A 13,696-nucleotide genomic window follows, 5' to 3' on the forward strand; every position below is an offset into this window, starting at 1 on the left:
CTGCTCCATCCCGCGTCTGTGTGTCGGCATTCTACAGAGGATCGACGCTCTGTCAACCCCTTTACTTGAAAAACCTGTTCCGCTTCAAGTGGTTAGCCTCGGGAAAAGCGAATGTTGCAGTGCTGTGACGCAGGCCTGGGAAGGGCTAGCGCTCTATCGAGCGGTCCACTGCGATTGAAGAAATACATTCATGTAGGCTTTTTCCGCGTCCGCTGAAGGATCTTTCAAACTACTGGTGCTATGTACAGGTTCGAGTGAGATACTGGCGCTCCGATCCATCCCACGTACCGCTTCTTTATATGACGCAACGCAAAATCATCCACGTCGACTGCGACTGCTTCTATGCCGCGATCGAAATGCGCGATGATCCGCAACTGGCCGGCAAACCCCTGGCGGTCGGCGGCTCGGCGGACCGGCGTGGCGTGATCGCAACCTGCAATTACGAGGCGCGGGCCTATGGCGTGCGCTCGGCCATGTCCTCCGGTCACGCCTTGAAACTCTGTCCGGACCTGACCATCGTCAAGCCGCGGATGGATGCCTATCGGGAAGCGTCGAAGGAAATCCATACGATTTTCAGTGATTACACCGACCTTATCGAACCGTTGTCCCTGGACGAGGCCTATCTGGATGTCTCCGCCAGCGCGCATTTCGGAGGCAGCGCCACGCGTATCGCCCAGGACATTCGCCGACGGGTTTCCAATCAGTTGCACATCACTGTGTCTGCCGGCGTCGCGCCGAACAAATTCCTCGCCAAGATTGCCAGTGACTGGAAAAAGCCCAACGGCTTGTTCGTCATCACCCCCGACCAAGTAGAAGATTTCGTATCGGCCTTGCCAGTGAACAAGCTCCACGGTGTCGGCAAGGTCACCGCCGACAAGTTGAACAGGCTCGGTATTGTCGATTGCCGGCATCTGCGCGAGTGGGACAAGCTCGCGCTGGTGCGCGAATTCGGCAGTTTTGGCGAGCGACTCTGGAGCCTCGCCCGTGGCATTGACGACCGCCTGGTGCATAACGACAGTCGGCGTCAGTCCATCAGCGTTGAAAACACCTACGACGTCGATTTGCCCGACCTGCAGAGCTGTCTCGACAAGCTGCCCGAACTGATGGAAACCCTGAGCGGCCGCATCGCGCGGATTGACAGCAGCTACCGTCCGGGCAAGCCGTTCGTCAAAGTCAAATTTCATGACTTCACCCAGACCACCCTGGAACAGGCCGGGGCAGGGCGGGACCTGGGCAGTTATCAGTTGCTGTTGACCCAGGCCTTCAACCGCGGCGGCAAGCCGGTACGGTTGCTGGGAATAGGGGTGCGGCTGGAGGATTTACGGGGTGGGTTTGAGCAGTTGGAGTTGTTTGAGCGGTAAAGCCGCAGCCCAGCGGGAGCAAGCTCCCCCGCCACAGGGGAGCATCCACTCAGCTAGCGCCCGGGTCCGCCACCAGCCGCCCGCCGTCCTTGGTCAGGGCTTTCAGGAATTCGGCCTGCAGTTCCGGATCATTGCGGGTCAGTTCGATCAGGCTCTGCTCCAGCTCGCTGGCTTCTTCTTCAAGGCCCAGCTCCGACAGCCGCTTGACTCGGTGAACCCACTGGCTCACCTCGTCATCTTCCAGGTCGTCATAGATCAACGCATGGGCTTCCACCAATTTGCTGCGCAACGTGCTGCTGATGCTCAGGGACGAGTCGGTATGCACCTCGTCCTGGGCATCGGTGACGCTGATCTGCAATTTGCCGAACTGGCTCAGGTCATGCTCGGCGAACGGGCTTTCCAGCAGGTTCAAGCGCAACACGCCGTTGCGGTCGGTGCTCAGCTCGAACGTCTGGCGAGCGGCTTTCACCTGGACCGGGCGCTCGCTCCAGGGCAGGCTCGAATATTCGGTGCGCTTGTCCCGTTGGACTTCGTCGATACCCGCCAGATTCTGTTGCGCCCGGCCGTTGGACGGAACGTTCATGAACGGGTTGAGCCCGGCGAAACCGTAGCTGATCCAGTCGCGGGTCGCCGTGTCGGGCAGGGTGCCCAAGGCGAACACATTGACGACGTTCGCGCCGACACCGGCCACTACCGCCACCGCACCCAGCGGGATCTCATAGACCTCCCGCCAAGGCTGGTAGGGCGTATAGCGGTCGTAATGGCGGGTGACCTCGAACTCGGTCACTTCAAAAGTCTTTTGTTCGTTGATGCGCACGCGACGCTGCGGCAAGTCGAGCACCTTGGGTTCGCCCACATCGATCTGCAGGCTATGGTCAAGCAGTTTGCGCTCGATCCGTTCTTCGTGCTCGGTGCGTTGCGACATCTGGTTGGCGCATCCGCTGACCAGCAGGGCGCCGCACAGTGCGGCGCCCCCCAGCGCTAAGGTGTTTCGCTTGAACATGACGTCTCTATCTGGTCTCAGCGGCGGATACGGGCCTGGAGGAAGGACAGCACGTCGGCGACCGGCAGCGCTTGTGGCTCGGCCTCGGTGCGGCTCTTGTATTCCAGGTTGCCATCGGCCAGTCCGCGGTCACTGACCACGATCCGGTGCGGGATGCCGATCAGTTCCATGTCCGCGAACTTGATGCCTGGGCTGGTTTTCTTGTCGCGGTCGTCCAGCAGCACCTCGAAGCCGGCGGCCGTCAATTGGGCGTAGAGCTTGTCGGTCGCTTCGCGAACCTGTTCGGTTTCATAGCGCAACGGCACCAGGGCAATCTGGAATGGCGCCAGTGTGTCGCTCCAGATGATCCCGTTTTCGTCGTTGTTCTGTTCGATCGCTGCCGCCACTACGCGGGACACGCCAATGCCGTAGCAACCCATTTGCAGGGTGACCGGCTTGCCGTTCTCGCCCAGTACTTCGCACTTCATGGCTTTGCTGTATTTGTCGCCCAGCTGGAAGATGTGCCCGACTTCGATGCCGCGCTTGATTTCCAGGGTGCCCTTGCCGTCCGGGCTCGGGTCGCCGGCAACAACGTTGCGCAGGTCCGCGATGGTTGGAACCGGCAGGTCGCGCTCCCAGTTCACGCCGAAATAGTGCTTGTCATCGATGTTGGCGCCGATGGCGAAGTCGCTCATCAATGCCACCGAACGGTCGATGATGATCGGCAACGACAGGTTCAATGGGCCGAGGGAACCTGCACCGGCACCGATGGCATCACGCAGTTCGGCGTCGGTGGCCATGACCAATGGGCTGGCGACGCCTGGCTGGTTGGCGGCCTTGATTTCGTTCAGCTCATGGTCGCCGCGGACGATCAGGGCAATCAGCTTGCCTTCTTCTTCCGCGCGCACGATCAGGGTCTTGATAGTGCGCTCGATCGGCAGGTTGTAGCCTTCCACCAATTGGGCAATGGTCTTGGTGTTCGGCGTGTCTACCAGGCGCAATTCTTCGGTCGGCGCGGCGCGGGAGGTTTCCCGTGGCACGGCTTCGGCCTTCTCGATGTTCGCGGCGTAGTCGGAGCCGTTGCTGAAGACGATGTCGTCTTCGCCGGACTCGGCCAATACGTGGAATTCATGGGAGCCGGCACCGCCGATGGAACCGTTGTCGGCTTCAACCGGACGGAATTTCAGGCCCAGGCGGGTGAACACGTTGCAGTACGCCTGGTGCATGCGGTCATAAGTGACTTGCAGCGAGGCCAGGTCGGCGTGGAACGAGTACGAATCCTTCATGATGAACTCACGGCCGCGCATCAGGCCGAAGCGTGGACGGATCTCATCGCGGAATTTGGTCTGGATCTGGTACAGGTTGATAGGCAGCTGTTTGTAGCTGCTCAACTCGTTGCGCATCAGATCGGTGATCACTTCTTCGTGGGTCGGGCCCGCACAGAAGTCACGACCGTGACGGTCTTTGATGCGCAGCAGCTCAGGGCCGTATTCTTCCCAGCGGCCAGATTCCTGCCACAGCTCGGCCGGCTGGGTGCTCGGCATCAACACTTCCAGGGAACCGGCGGCGTCCATTTCTTCGCGGACGATGGCTTCGACCTTGCGCATCACTCGCAAGCCCATCGGCAGCCAGGTGTACAGGCCGGAAGCGAGCTTGCGGATCATGCCAGCACGCAGCATCAGCTGATGGCTGATCACGACGGCGTCGGAAGGCGTTTCTTTCTGTGTGGCGAGCAAAAATTGACTGGTGCGCATGGTTGGCCGTTGTCGGTTGCTGATGACGAGAAGTGACGCAGCATTGTACGGGCGAGATGCCCTGGCGTACAGGCGCGTGGCCTGCCGCCGGATCCAGGCGCCGCTTTCTCCGGCGCCCTGCTGAAATTTCCTACGACTCTTCGGCGGGCCGGGTCGGCGGCGATTCCGGATCGGAGTTCAAGCCTTCGCGGCGGTTTTCCTGGTACCAGTGCAAGGCGATCAGCAGCAGGGTCGGAACGCCGAGCAGGGCGGTGATCAGGAAAAAATCGTGATAACCGAATTTTTCCACCATGACCCCCGAATAGCCGCCGATCAAGCGTGGCAGCAACAGCATGATCGAGCTGAGCAGGGCATATTGAGTGGCGGAGAACTTCAGGTTGGTCAGGCTCGACAGATACGCGACGAAGGCTGAGGTGGCCAGGCCGGAGCTGAAATTGTCCAGGGAAATCGTGACAATCAGCATCTGCAAGTCGGGGCCCATGTCGGCGAGCATCAGGAACAGGATGTTGGTCGCGGCCGAGGACACGCCCCCAATGAACAGGATCGGCAGGATGCCGAAACGCACGATCAACAGGCCGCCCATGCCGGCGCCCACCAGCGTCATGATCAGCCCGAAGATCTTGCTGACGCTGGCAATCTGGTCCTTGGTAAATCCCTGGTCAATGTAGAAAACGTTGGCCATGACGCCCATGACCGTATCGGACATCCGGTAGGTTGCGATCAGCCCCAGCAGCAAGAGCGCCTGCCAGCGGTAACGGAGGATGAAGTCGTTGATGGGCGTCAGTACTGGCGCCAGGCCTCGGCGACCTAGGGATGACAGGCAGATGGCGGTCAGGATGGTATAGAGGATGGCACGCAGGAAGGCGCGGTCTTCGAGCAGCAGGTCGAGCAGGCTGACCCCTTCGAACAGCACGCTGGCGAAGTCGGTGTTATAGAGCTGGGTGAACATCGCCGGCACAGACACCAGCAGCACGATCAGTACGAAAACCGACGCCAGTTGATGGACGAACGTATAGCGCCCGGCCTGCAACTGGGTGCGCAGTGGCACGGGCGGTTCGCGCATGATCAACGAGGTCAGCAACGCTGGCACCATCAATACGCCAAACAGCAGGTACGTACCGGCCCAGGCTGAGTGCTTGTAGCTAAACCCGGTGGAACCAAAACCTTCGGCGAAGAACAGGGCACCGGCGGTGGCCAGCAGGGCGGCGATGCGATAGCCGGACATGTAGCTGGCGGCGAGGGCGGCCTGGCGCGTGTCGTCGACGATTTCCAATCGATAGGCATCGACGGCGATGTCTTGGGTGGCCGAGGCGAAGGCCACTATCACGGCAATCGCGATCAGCCAGGACAGATGTTTTTGCGGATCGCAGAAACCCATGCCGATCAGGCCCAGGATCACCAAGCCTTGAGAGAGCACCAGCCAGGAGCGGCGACGCCCCAGCTTGCCCAGCAATGGCAGGCGCCATTGGTCGAGCAGTGGCGACCAGACCCACTTGAAGGCGTAGGCCAGGCCGATCAGGCTCGCGTAACCGATGGTTTCGCGGGCCACGCCGGCTTCACGCAACCAGACCGACAGCGTGGAGAAGACCAGCATGTAGGGCAAGCCGGCGGCGAAGCCAAGCAGCAACAGCACGAGCGTCGAAGGACTGGCATAGGCGGCGAGGGCGGCGCGCCAGGTTTTACGGGGCATGGGCTGGAGTCTGCCTCAAAAATTGCGAAAACAAAGCGCGCACTCTAACCGCTGTGCTCTACCGGACGCCAGCCATGGCGCTGAATATCAACACGATTGTTCAGGACACTGATCCCTTCCATGCGCAAGCGCGCACGTTGTTCATCCCCCGAGGCGCTGCCCGCCGGCAGGCTGATCCGGCCCCCGGCCGCCAGGACCCGGTGCCACGGCAGCTTCGTGTCGTTCGGCAACTGGCTGAGCGTTCGGCCGACCCAGCGTGCGGCGCGGCCCAGGCCAGCCATCTCGGCGAGCTGGCCATAGGTGACAACCTTGCCGGCCGGCACTTGGGCCAAGGTCAGATAAAGCGTGGTACGGCGAATTTGGGCGGCATTCTCGGTGGCCGCTGGGGCGTCAGTCACGAGTAAGGTTTCCTGAAGGTGTCCGTCTGTAGATTAATTCCTACAGGGCGCGTTGATAAATGAACTCATCCCCCATACGCGGGTCAGTCGTTGCTGAGGTGTCATCCTGGGGGATAATGCCGCCTTTTCAACGCAAACTTGAGCCCATTATCGCTTATGTTGTCCAGAACCCTGCTGTGCCTAGCTGTTACGAGCGCCTCCATGCCCCTGCTTGCCGATACCGTCTGGTTGAAGAACGGCGACAAGCTCAGCGGCAAGATCACCGTTTTCGATGGCGGCAAACTGCTGATCCAGACCGATTACGCCGGTGCAATCCCAATTGACTGGAAACAGGTCAAGACGCTTGAAAGCGACCAGCAATTGCTGGTCAAGCAGGACGCCTATACCGGCGAGAAGGCCAAGGCGTTGCAGGCGGCCGAGGATGGCAAGGTAACCCTGGCCAACGGTGATGCGCCCAAGACCGTCGATCTGGCGAGTATCCAACAGATCCTCAAGCCCAAGCCGGTGGTCGAGGATCTGGTATGGAAGGGCAATATCGATGCCGCGCTGGATTACCAGCGGGCGGAAAACGATACCGACGATTACGACGTCGACTTCAAGACCTCGGCACGCCACGGCAGATGGCGGCATATCGCCGAGGGCGAGTACAACCGTGAATTCCAGGACGACGTGGTGTCGACTGACAACTGGCGATTGGAGTATTCCCTCGACCGCTTCCTCACGGACAAGTGGTTCTGGCAAGGTCGCCTCAACTACAAGCGCGACAAGGTCGAAGACCTGGCTCGCCAGCGCGTGGTGGGTACCGGTCCGGGCTATCAGTTCTGGGATGACGAGCTGGGCGCGTTCTCGCTGGGTTCATTGTTCAACCGCACCGACTATGAATACCGTGATGGCGGCAAGGACAACTTCTATTCCGTGGCCATGAAGTGGGACTACAACCGCTACCTGATTGGCAAGCGCGTCGAGTTCTTCACCAACGGTGAAGTGGGCAAGCCGCTTTCGGGTGTTGCCGAATATGCCTACGACGCGGAGATGGGGCTGCGCTACAAGGTGACCGACTGGGCGTCGCTCAACCTCAAGGCTGAGAAGGATGTCATCGAAGGTACCGAGGATAGCGACCTGAGCAAGACGCGTTATACGGCCGGGTTTGGCGTGACCTGGTAAGTAACCGGTCAAGGCGGAATAATGTGGGGGCTTGCTCCCACATCTTTTTTGCGCTGGATAAAACTGGCAGGCACAAAAAAGCCCCGCTTTTGAGGGCGGGGCCTTTTACTAAAGCAAGGACAAGTTAGATAACTTGAACTTCTTCAGCTTGCATGCCTTTCTGACCGCGGGTAGCGATGAAAGAAACCTGTTGGCCTTCTTTCAGGCTTTTGAAGCCGTCGGATTGGATAGCTTTGAAGTGAACGAACAGATCGTCACCGGATTGTGGGGTGATGAAGCCGAAGCCTTTTTCATCGTTGAACCACTTAACGGTACCGGTTTGGCGATTAGACATGGTGTAACTCCTTGAACAAAGATAACTGCGACACAGGAAGAACCCTGGCCGAGACTGAGTGCAAAGAGCAGGAAAAATTCTTGTAGATGGTTGGATCGAAATTCAACATATCGTGTAGAGATTCTCAGTGACACAAGCAGCACAGTGACGCCACCTTACCCCTTTTTCCGGAACGTGCCAATGGTCTTTGCGAAGGTTTCTCGGTTTTAATGACTGACGGCGCGCACGATGGCCGTCAGGGCCCGGAAATCAGGGTGGATCGCCGAGATTTGCTTCCCGCACTTTGAACCCGCCCCGCGCCCCGGTAAGATGCCGGACAGTTTTTTCCACCTCGCTATTCAGGACACCTCCATGAGCATCAAATCGGACAAGTGGATTCGCCGCATGGCGCAAGAGCACGGCATGATCGAGCCCTTCGTAGAACGCCAGATGCGTGGCGAAGGCGCCAACCGGCTGATTTCCTTCGGTGTCTCGAGCTACGGCTACGACGTACGCTGCGCCGATGAGTTCAAGGTGTTCACCAACATCAACTCGGCCACCGTCGACCCGAAGAATTTCGACGAGAAGAGCTTCGTCGACGTCAAGAGCGACGTCTGCATCATTCCGCCGAACTCCTTCGCCCTGGCCCGCACCGTGGAATACTTCCGCATCCCGCGCAACGTGCTGACCATTTGCCTGGGCAAGAGCACCTACGCCCGTTGCGGCATTATCGTCAACGTCACGCCGCTGGAGCCGGAGTGGGAAGGCCACGTGACCCTGGAGTTTTCCAACACCACGACCCTGCCGGCGAAGATCTACGCCAACGAGGGCGTGGCGCAGATGTTGTTCCTGGAGTCCGACGAGGAATGTGAAGTTTCCTACAAGGATCGGGGCGGAAAATACCAGGGCCAGCGCGGCGTGACATTGCCGCGTACCTGATTCTGACGAGCTGTTGGAATTCCTGAGCGGGCAGGCACTCTATGAAGTGTACTGCCCGTTTTTTTTGCGTTAACGCAGCGGGCCTTCGCTCAGGAGTTGCTCTATGAAGATCGATCCGCGAATCAGTGCCGAACTGGCAAGGCTTGAGCCCAATCAGATCGGCGTCCTGGCCTGGTCACTGCTGGCCCATCCCGCTGAGGCGGCAGGCGGTATTCCTGGTGATCCCGATCCTGATCCCAATCCTACGGAACCCACCGAACCCGGCGAGCCGACACTTCCGGACGAGCCGCCTCCCGCGCCTGTAGCATGACGTCAGCTTCAAGCTACAAGCGACAAGCTGCAAGTGGGCACGCCTAGCCTTGTTTTGAAGCTTGAAGCTTGAAGCTTGAAGCTTGAAGCTTGAAGCTTTCAGCCGATCGGCCATATTTCATTGTCGCCGACCACGAAGATCTTGCAGTCCTTGTCCCGTTCGACCCGATAGCCTCCGGTGAACGCACCGAAGGCCGGCAGCAGGCTGATGTCGCTGCCCAATCGAAAGCAGGCCAGGCGCAGGCGCTGCCGGCCCTTGCCGGTCAGGTGATAGACCGGGTGCACGTGCCCGGCCAGCACATGACGGCTGGGGTGTGGATTGGGCTCGTGTTGCACGGCGAAGGGTCCCAGCAGCAAAGGCTCCGGTACCACGCGAATGTTCAGCGTCGATGGCGGGTCGCCGGCGCGTTTGTCGTGGTTGCCGCGAATCAGCGTCATGGCCAGGTGCGGATGTCGCTCACGCCAATCGGAAAGTGCCTTCAAGGTGCCGGGTGCGTGAGAACCGGGCCCATGGAGAAAATCCCCGAGAAAGATCAACTGTCGACACGGCAGGTCGGCCAGCAGTGCATCGAGTGCCGCGATGTTGCTCGCGGTGGTGCCGTGGGGCACCGGTTGACCGAGACTGCGGTAAGCCGCGGCCTTGCCGAAATGTACGTCGGCCACCAGCAAGGTTTCCTGGGCCGGCCAATACACGGCCTTTTGCGGCAGCAGCCAGAGTTCTTCTCCCGCGAGGTTGACCGGATACGGGGCGGGCATCAGGCGCCCCCTCGATCGGCGGTTTTTTCCAGTTCGCTGACCATCCGGCGAATGCGATCGGCAAGCTTCTCCGAGCTCATGCTTTCGCGAAAACGCTCCACCAGCAGCGGGAAGCCCAAGGGCGTGGGGCGCTTGATGAGGTGCAGGTCCAGCGTCAATGTACCGAGGCGTTGCAAGGTCTGCTCCAGTCGACGTATATCCAGTTCTTCGCGCAAGACTTCTTCCCCGGCTTGGGCCAGCAGCAGGTTATCGGCGTCGTATTGTTTGAACACTTGAAAAAACAACCCGCTCGAGGCTTGGACTTGCCGGGTACTTTTCGGCGCGCCGGGGTAGCCGGCGAAGACCAGGCCGGCGATGCGAGCGATTTCGCGAAAGCGGCGCAAGGCCAGCTCCCCGGCATTCAGGCTGGCGAGCACATCGTCCAAGAGGTTTTCAACGCTTAGAAGTGTCGGGTTCAGATGTTTCGACCAATCCACCACCGTAGCGCTGAGCAGTTCCAGGCCGTAGTCGTTGACGGCGATGGAAAAGGTCACCGGCTGTTGCTGGCTGACGCGCCAGGCCAACAGGCTCGCCAGTCCCAGATGGACTTGGCGCCCGGCAAACGGATAGATAAACAGATGCCAGCCTTCCCGCGATTTAAGCGCTTCAGCCAACAAGGTATTTTGCGTGGGTAAGCCGGACCAGCGTAGCTGGGTCGATAACAAAGGCTGCACGGCTTGCATTTCCGGGCCGTCGAAGTGGCCAGCGGCGGCTTCGCTCAGGCGCGCCACGACGGCGGCCGCCAACTCGCTTGAGAGCGGCATCCGCCCACCGTTCCAGCGTGGCACGGCGGCTTTTTTTGCCTGGCTACGGCGCACGTAGGCGGTCATGTCTTCGACCCTGACCAGTTCCAGTAAGCGTCCGGCAAACAGGAAGCCATCGCCAGGCCGAAGGCGGGCGATGAAACCCTCTTCGACGCTGCCCAGGGTCTTGCCGCCACCGCCCTTGCTCCAGAATTTCAGTTGCAGGCTGGCATCGCTGACGATGGTGCCGATGCTCATGCGATGACGCCGGGCCAGACGTGCATCGGGCACGCGCCAGATGCCGTGTTCGTCCGGCTCGACCCGTCGGTAGTCAGGGTAGGCGGTCAACGACAGGCCGCCGTGGCGCACGAATGCCAGGGCCCACGCCCACTCGGCCAGATTCAGGTCCCGGTAGGCCCAGGCGCCGCGCACCTCCTCAAGCAGCTCATCGGGAACGAAACCGCCGCCCAAGGCCATGCTGACCAAATGCTGGACCAGCACGTCCAAAGGCTTGTGGGGCGACTCTCGGGGCTCGATCCGCCGCTGCGCCACGGCGTCCTGGGCGGCGGCCGCCTCGATCAGTTCCAGGCTGTGGGTCGGCACCAGCGTTATCCGCGAAGTCCGCCCAGGCGAATGTCCGGAGCGTCCGGCACGCTGCATCAACCGCGCGACACCCTTGGCGGAGCCAATCTGCAACACCCGTTCCACCGGCAGGAAATCAACACCGAGGTCCAGACTGGACGTACACACGACCGCCTTGAGTTGGCCGTCCTTCAACGCCCGTTCCACCCAATCGCGGGTGTCGCGGGACAACGAGCTGTGGTGCAGGGCGATAAGCCCGGCCCAATCCGGACGTGCCTCGAGAATCGCCTGGTACCAGATTTCCGATTGCGCGCGGGTGTTGGTAAACACCAGGCAACTGCTGCTGGCGTCGATTTCAGCGACCACCTGGGGCAGCATTTTCAAGCCGATGTGCCCGGCCCAGGGAAAGCGTTCGAGGGTGGGCGGCAACAACGTATCGACCTGTAGCGCTTTGGCGTTGGCGCCTTGCACGCTGATTCCATCGCCTTTTGGGATGAGTACCTGCTCGGCGTGAGCTTGGTTACCCAGGGTTGCGGATACACCCCAGACGATCAGTTCGCGATTCCAGCGCCGCAATCGTGCCAAGGCCAGTTGCAACTGGACGCCGCGCTTGTTGCCGAGCAATTCGTGCCATTCATCCACCACGACCATGCGCAGCGTCGAAACCGCTGTTTGCGCGTCGGCGCGGGCTAGCATCAGGGTCAGGCTTTCCGGCGTGGTGATCAGTGCCGTGGGCAAGCGGCGGCCTTGGCGGGCGCGTTCGCTGGCACTGGTGTCACCGGTGCGCAGGCCAACGCTCCAGGGGATTTGCAAGGGGGCAAGAGGCGCTTCGAGGGCCTTGCCGGTGTCGGCGGCCAATGCACGCATTGGCGTGATCCACAAGACCGTCAACGGTTCGGCTGGCGATTTTCGTTTGCGCGGTTTTTCTGGCGGCGGCGCTGAGCGGGCGAAACGGTTGAGGGCGGCGAACCATACGGCGTAGGTCTTGCCAGCACCGGTGCTGGCATGCAGCAACCCCGACTCGCCACGCTTGACCGCAGCCCACACCTGCTTTTGAAAAGCGAACGGCTTCCAGCCGCGGGCGTCGAACCACTGTTTCGCGAAGTTGTTGGATGTCGCCATACCCGCTGCATGCGCCTTGAGAGTTCTCTTTCAATGACCTCGGGCGCAAGGAAAAGGTTTTATGGCGCCTTGCGATTAAACGTTCAGCGGACAAATTGTGAGCGGTCAACTTCAATGACGCCCTTTATTCTGGTGTCCACCCGGTGTGGATTTGCCTTGCTGGGTTGGTGGCCTATTCAAATGCAAACTTAATACGCGAACGCTGTAATTTACATTAGGTGAAACTATAGCGCCGATGCAGGATTAACAGGTGCGGGGAAACTGTGTTTAATGCGGCCTCTTGGTCAGGGACCGCAAGCCAGAAATCAGCATAAATAATGGAAAGGAATTCCAATGAGTTTTTTTAACGGGCACCTTCACGCGAACATGGAGCTTGACGGCTCCACCTATGAATTCCGAGTTGATGGTGAGTTGGAATATCGTGACGCAGGCAGCTGCTACCTTCTGTCAGCGCATGACGAAAACGGTCGAGGTCTCTCCATTTGGCTTCCTCGAAGCATGCCGGAGGGGCAACAGGAATATGACTTGGGCGAGCCCGGATATCCCGAGGTTCACTTTATGCTGCGCCGGAGTCTTTCACCGCTCCGTTCTGGCGTATTGAGTGTGACGGTGGGGGGCGACGTTCAATGCGCGGGCACTTTTGGCGGTGTGGATGAACGCGGGCGGACCTTCAGTGGTGGAAGTTTCCGTCTGGAAAAATATTAACAGGGCATATGATCAATGCCGGCTCCGTCATATTCAAGATGACGAAGCCGGCGCAATGATGCGTAGCGGCTTACTTCAAGTTACCGCTTAGGAATTGTTTCAAGCGTTCGCTCTTCGGATTACCCAGCACGTCTTCCGGCGCGCCTTCTTCTTCCACCAGGCCTTGGTGCAGGAACAGCACCTGATTGGACACCTTGCGGGCAAAGCTCATCTCGTGGGTCACCATGATCATGGTCCGCCCTTCTTCCGCCAAACCCTGGATAACCTTCAAGACTTCACCCACCAGTTCCGGGTCCAGCGCCGAGGTCGGCTCGTCGAACAGCATGACCTCCGGCTCCATGGCCAAGGCGCGAGCGATGGCCACGCGCTGCTGCTGGCCGCCGGAAAGAAACGCCGGATATTGCTCGGCGACGCGTGCCGGCAAACCCACCTTGTCGAGATAGCGACGGGCGCGATCGTCGGCCTCCTCCTTGCTGACACCCAACACCCGGCGCGGCGCCATGGTGATGTTTTCCAACACGGTCATGTGGCTCCACAGGTTGAAGTGCTGGAACACCATGGCCAGGCGCGTGCGGATGCGTTGCAGTTCGTCGGCGTCGGCCACGCGCATGCCGTGGTGATCCTTGATCATCTGGATCGATTGGCCATCCAGGCTCATGGCGCCGTCGTTGGGCTGTTCCAGAAAGTTGATGCAGCGCAGGAAGGTGCTTTTGCCCGAGCCGCTGGCGCCGATCAGGCTGATGACGTCGCCGGTCCTGGCCTTGAGCGAAACTCCTTTGAGCACCTCGTGTTCGCCGTAGCTTTTATGCAGGCCTTCGATGGTCAGTTTGTACATGGAA

General features: G+C 60.0%; 13 protein-coding genes. 5 read left to right on the forward strand and 8 right to left on the reverse strand.

Going from position 1 to position 13,696, the window contains the following annotated elements:
- Positions 1–299: 299 nt before the first annotated feature.
- Complete coding sequence (gene dinB / locus HU742_RS23680; RefSeq protein ID WP_186635158.1) at positions 300–1,361, forward strand: DNA polymerase IV; 1,062 nt, start codon at positions 300–302, stop codon at positions 1,359–1,361.
- A 49-nt stretch (positions 1,362–1,410) separates the two neighbouring features.
- Here the strand turns inward: dinB and HU742_RS23685 are convergent, their stop codons facing one another.
- The 4 genes from HU742_RS23685 to HU742_RS23700 form a co-directional block, all read right to left on the reverse strand.
- Positions 1,411–2,364 (reverse strand): YceB family lipoprotein, encoded by a 954-nt coding sequence (locus HU742_RS23685; protein WP_186635161.1) that lies wholly within the window; start codon positions 2,362–2,364, stop codon positions 1,411–1,413.
- A gap of 17 nt (positions 2,365–2,381) precedes the next feature.
- On the reverse strand, positions 2,382–4,097 hold the full coding sequence (locus HU742_RS23690) for a proline--tRNA ligase (RefSeq protein WP_186635163.1): 1,716 nt from the start codon (positions 4,095–4,097) through the stop codon (positions 2,382–2,384).
- 130 nt (positions 4,098–4,227) lie between these two features.
- Entirely contained in the window at positions 4,228–5,787 is a 1,560-nt protein-coding gene (locus HU742_RS23695; RefSeq protein WP_186635166.1) for an AmpG family muropeptide MFS transporter, read from the reverse strand.
- Between the two features lie 44 nt (positions 5,788–5,831).
- Positions 5,832–6,185 carry an MGMT family protein gene (locus HU742_RS23700; RefSeq protein ID WP_186615273.1) on the reverse strand — a complete coding sequence of 118 codons (354 nt, stop codon included), beginning with the start codon at positions 6,183–6,185 and terminating at the stop codon, positions 5,832–5,834.
- A gap of 156 nt (positions 6,186–6,341) precedes the next feature.
- Between HU742_RS23700 and HU742_RS23705 the strand changes: the two genes are divergently transcribed.
- Positions 6,342–7,349, forward strand: a complete 1,008-nt coding sequence (locus HU742_RS23705; protein ID WP_186635169.1) for a DUF481 domain-containing protein — start codon at positions 6,342–6,344, stop codon at positions 7,347–7,349.
- Between the two features lie 124 nt (positions 7,350–7,473).
- Here HU742_RS23705 and HU742_RS23710 read toward each other — a convergent pair whose 3' ends face one another.
- Positions 7,474–7,683: a cold-shock protein gene (locus HU742_RS23710; RefSeq protein WP_002554837.1), complete on the reverse strand. Its 210-nt coding sequence runs from the start codon at positions 7,681–7,683 to the stop codon at positions 7,474–7,476.
- A gap of 351 nt (positions 7,684–8,034) precedes the next feature.
- On the opposite strand from HU742_RS23710, the gene dcd reads away from it, so the two are divergent.
- Positions 8,035–8,601 (forward strand): dCTP deaminase, encoded by a 567-nt coding sequence (dcd, locus tag HU742_RS23715; protein ID WP_186615277.1) that lies wholly within the window; start codon positions 8,035–8,037, stop codon positions 8,599–8,601.
- Positions 8,602–8,704: 103 nt separating this feature from the next.
- Positions 8,705–8,911, forward strand: a complete 207-nt coding sequence (locus HU742_RS23720) for a hypothetical protein (RefSeq protein ID WP_186615279.1) — start codon at positions 8,705–8,707, stop codon at positions 8,909–8,911.
- A 98-nt stretch (positions 8,912–9,009) separates the two neighbouring features.
- On the opposite strand, the gene pdeM is transcribed toward HU742_RS23720, so the two are convergent.
- Positions 9,010–9,666: a ligase-associated DNA damage response endonuclease PdeM gene (gene pdeM, locus HU742_RS23725; protein WP_186644757.1), complete on the reverse strand. Its 657-nt coding sequence runs from the start codon at positions 9,664–9,666 to the stop codon at positions 9,010–9,012.
- On the reverse strand, positions 9,666–12,152 hold the full coding sequence (locus tag HU742_RS23730; RefSeq protein ID WP_186644758.1) for a ligase-associated DNA damage response DEXH box helicase: 2,487 nt from the start codon (positions 12,150–12,152) through the stop codon (positions 9,666–9,668). The genes pdeM and HU742_RS23730 overlap by 1 nt, the downstream gene beginning before the upstream one ends.
- Positions 12,153–12,485: 333 nt before the next feature.
- On the opposite strand from HU742_RS23730, the gene HU742_RS23735 reads away from it, so the two are divergent.
- Positions 12,486–12,857 (forward strand): hypothetical protein, encoded by a 372-nt coding sequence (locus HU742_RS23735; protein WP_186635181.1) that lies wholly within the window; start codon positions 12,486–12,488, stop codon positions 12,855–12,857.
- Between the two features lie 70 nt (positions 12,858–12,927).
- On the opposite strand, the gene HU742_RS23740 is transcribed toward HU742_RS23735, so the two are convergent.
- Positions 12,928–13,692, reverse strand: a complete 765-nt coding sequence (locus tag HU742_RS23740) for an ABC transporter ATP-binding protein (protein ID WP_186615287.1) — start codon at positions 13,690–13,692, stop codon at positions 12,928–12,930.
- Positions 13,693–13,696 lie beyond the last annotated feature (4 nt).

The organism is Pseudomonas marvdashtae (assembly GCF_014268655.2).
GTDB lineage: Bacteria > Pseudomonadota > Gammaproteobacteria > Pseudomonadales > Pseudomonadaceae > Aquipseudomonas > Aquipseudomonas marvdashtae.